Origin of the sequence: Mycobacterium sp., assembly GCF_025933915.1 — a bacterium.
Lineage (GTDB): Bacteria > Actinomycetota > Actinomycetes > Mycobacteriales > Mycobacteriaceae > Mycobacterium.
Genome location: NZ_JAICZA010000297.1, coordinates 1 through 2,402, shown reverse-complemented (window position 1 = coordinate 2,402; position 2,402 = coordinate 1). Strand labels below are relative to the sequence as shown.

The following is a 2,402-nucleotide window of genomic DNA, read 5'->3' as shown; positions in this document are numbered from 1 at the left end:
GCCCTGGCCGACCGTGTCGCACACCCATTTGCCCGCGCCTACGGCCTTATCGGAGTCGGAAAAGGTGATGCCGGCCGCGTGCAGCGACGCGATGAACGAGTCGTCGGTGCCGTCGGCGTGCGCCGGCGCGGCCAGGCCGATCGTGACGGCGAGGGCGGACAGGGCGAGCAGGAGCTTCATGGCTCACCGATTCTCCCAGAGACATTGCCCGGGCGCATCTCCTGACGAAGGCCGTCAGCCTTCCGTTGACACCCGCGGTGCGTCAACCTACCGTTGACGGCATGTCCGGGCCCATCCGCATCGCCTACCCGATCCGCCTCGACGAGCTGATCGACGCCATCAAGACGACACACCCCGACGTCCTGGATCAGCTGACCGATGCCGTCCTGGCCGCCGAACACCTGGACGAGATCGCCGACCACCTGATCGGCCACTTCGTGGACCAGGCCCGCCGCTCCGGAGCGTCCTGGACCGACATCGGCAAAAGCATGGGGGTCACCAAACAAGCCGCCCAGAAGCGATTCGTCCCGCGCGCCGAGCCCGCCACCCTGGACCCCGAGCAAGGTTTCGCACGCTTCACCCCGCGGGCACGCGGTGCGGTGGTGGCGGCCCAGAACGCCGCGCACCAAGCGGGCAACGGCGAGATCACCCCCGATCACCTGCTGATCGGGGTGCTTGCCGACCCGGCCGCCCTTGCGACGGTGTTGCTGCGCCTGCAAGAGGTCGACACCGAGGCGCTGCGCGACGCCGCGACCGCGTCGATCGCCACGCTGCGCGTGGAAGATCAACCACCCGAACTCATCCCGTTCAGCGGGCCGGCGCGCAAGGCGCTCGAATTGACCGTGCGCGAGGCGCTCCGGCTCGGCCACAACTACGTCGGCACCGAGCACCAGCTGTTGGCGCTGCTCGAGCTCGAGGACGGCTCCTCCGCCGAGGGACCGCTGCACCGATGCGGCGTCGACAAGGACCGGGTCGAGGCCGATCTGATCGCGGCACTGGAATCGCTCGGCGCCGGCACGAACGTCGCCCCCGGCGCCGACGGAGCCGGCTGACCGGTGCCGCCGACCCCTCCCTTCGACACCACCGCGTGTGCGATCATGCGAAGGTTCCCCCGCAACGGTGCCAAGGAGGCAGACATGGCGAAGATGCGCCGCTGGCTGGTATCGGTGTCCGCCGTGCTGGTTGCCGCCGCGAGCGTCGCCGCCGCGATTCCGGCGCCCCGCGCATGGGCCGGTGACGCACCGATCGGCCACATCGGGGACACGCTGCGAGTGGACACCGGCACGTTCATCGCGGACGTCACCGTGAGCGGCGTGGCGCCCTGCGACCCGCCGCCGGGATTCGGCTACACGCGCGAAGGCACCTACAAGGGCTTCCCGGGCAGCTCGGTCGAGCGCGCCGACGTGACCATTCGCGCGATCCGGGTGCCCAATCCGTACGTCATGGCGACCCTCTTCAGCTTCAACGGCGTGACCCCGAACGCCGACGCCTACAAGCCGCGGGCCTCCGATGCGCCCGACGCGCTGGACAACGTGCTCGTCAACGCGCCGAACGGGGCGATCGTGCGCGGCGGCGTGTATTGGGATGCCTACCGCGATCCCGTCTCCACCGTCGTCCTGCTGGACAAGAAGACGGGCTATCACCTCGCCCAATGGAATCTTTGATTCGAACAGTCCACGTCGCCCGGGCTGATTCCGCCGACGCCGTAGAGCTGGCCAGCGTTGCGGCACAAACCTTTCCGTTGGCATGCCCGCCCACCGCGACTCCGGAGAACATCGCGTCGTTCGTCGAGACCAACCTGTCCGCCGAACGCTTCGCGGAGTACCTCGCCGACCCGCACCGCGTGATCCTCACCGCGACGCTGGGCGGCCGAATCATCGGTTACGCCATGCTCGTTCGCGACGCCACCGACGACGCCGCCGAGCTGTCCAAGATCTACGTGCTGCCCGGGTATCACGGCGGCGGGGTGTCGAGCGCCCTGATGGACCTCACCCTGGCCACCGCCGAAGAGCGGGGCGCGCGCCGCGTGTGGCTGGGTGTCAATCAGGGGAACGAACGCGCGCAACGCTTTTACACCAAGAACGGCTTCAGGATCAGCGGTACCAGGACGTTTCAACTCGGTGCCGACCTCGAGCACGATTACGTCATGGTTCGCGAGCTCGGATAGCCGCCGCGGTCAACGCCAGGAGCCGGGAAGTGGCCCGTAGGTACTTTTTTCGGTATCCACCGGCCAGCATCTCCTCGCCGAAGATGGTGTCGAGTTTGGCGCCCGACGCCACCACGGGAATGCCGGCGTCATAGAGCCGGTCGGTCAGCGACACCAGCCTCAGCGCCACGTTCTGGTCGTCGACGGGATGCACGCCGGTCAGAAACACCCCGCTCACACCTTCGATCAACGTCAG

The 2,402-nt window shown here is 68.2% G+C and carries 5 protein-coding genes; 3 read left to right on the top strand and 2 right to left on the bottom strand.

The features are described from left to right. The coding region (locus tag Q0W90_RS24225; RefSeq protein ID WP_297777192.1) for a DUF732 domain-containing protein at positions 1-180 on the bottom strand (180 nt) is incomplete at its 3' end. A 101-nt stretch (positions 181-281) separates the two neighbouring features. Here Q0W90_RS24225 and Q0W90_RS24220 point away from each other — a divergent pair. The 3 genes from Q0W90_RS24220 to Q0W90_RS24210 all read left to right on the top strand — a co-directional run bounded on the left by Q0W90_RS24220 (position 282) and on the right by Q0W90_RS24210 (position 2,167). Continuing rightward, complete coding sequence (locus Q0W90_RS24220; protein WP_297701557.1) at positions 282-1,052, top strand: Clp protease N-terminal domain-containing protein; 771 nt, start codon at positions 282-284, stop codon at positions 1,050-1,052. 93 nt (positions 1,053-1,145) lie between these two features. Next, positions 1,146-1,664, top strand: a complete 519-nt coding sequence (locus Q0W90_RS24215; RefSeq protein ID WP_297602177.1) for a hypothetical protein — start codon at positions 1,146-1,148, stop codon at positions 1,662-1,664. Next, the gene (locus Q0W90_RS24210) at positions 1,652-2,167 is read left to right on the top strand and encodes a GNAT family N-acetyltransferase (RefSeq protein ID WP_297602173.1); all 516 of its coding nucleotides are present in this window, start codon (positions 1,652-1,654) and stop codon (positions 2,165-2,167) included. Before Q0W90_RS24215 ends, Q0W90_RS24210 begins: the two co-directional genes overlap by 13 nt. Here Q0W90_RS24210 and zapE read toward each other — a convergent pair. After that, a partial coding sequence (gene zapE, locus Q0W90_RS24205) for an AFG1/ZapE family ATPase (RefSeq protein ID WP_297777188.1) occupies positions 2,145-2,402 on the bottom strand: 258 nt, incomplete at its 5' end. The genes Q0W90_RS24210 and zapE overlap by 23 nt on opposite strands.

Bases quoted from the DNA above. Each gene is read 5' to 3' on its own strand.
- Q0W90_RS24220 (WP_297701557.1), top strand. From the start codon at position 282: ATGTCCGGGCCCATCCGCATCGCCTACCCGATCCGCCTCGACGAGCTG.
- Q0W90_RS24215 (WP_297602177.1), top strand. From the start codon at position 1,146: ATGCGCCGCTGGCTGGTATCGGTGTCCGCCGTGCTGGTTGCCGCCGCG.
- Q0W90_RS24210 (WP_297602173.1), top strand. From the start codon at position 1,652: ATGGAATCTTTGATTCGAACAGTCCACGTCGCCCGGGCTGATTCCGCC.